Origin of the sequence: Pseudoalteromonas sp. C12FD-1 (assembly GCF_037414265.1) — a bacterium.
Classification (GTDB): Bacteria; Pseudomonadota; Gammaproteobacteria; order Enterobacterales; family Alteromonadaceae; genus Pseudoalteromonas.
In genome coordinates this window covers 1-226 of record NZ_JBBEVD010000018.1, presented here as the reverse complement: position 1 = coordinate 226, position 226 = coordinate 1, and the positions used below count along the sequence as shown (strand labels likewise).

At 37.6% G+C, this 226-nt stretch carries 1 rRNA gene; it reads right to left on the bottom strand.

Annotated elements, in window-relative coordinates:
• Positions 1 to 103 precede the first annotated feature (103 nt).
• Positions 104 to 226 (bottom strand): 23S ribosomal RNA (locus tag WDB87_RS00085); the annotation flags it as partial.

Sequence of the window (226 nt, the reverse complement as noted above, 5' to 3'; positions counted from 1 at the left end):
AATTTGGAAAATATCTGATAATATTTTTTAAGTCTAAGTATCTATCTACTTTAGCTATTAACTTCTGTCGCTTGTTTCTGTCACAAAACGCGTTTGGCGTTGTATGGTTAAGCCTCACGGGTAATTAGTACAAGTTAGCTTAATGGCTCACACCACTTCCACATCTTGCCTATCAACGTTGTCGTCTTCAACGGCCCTTCAGAGACTTTAAAAGTCTAGTGAGAAA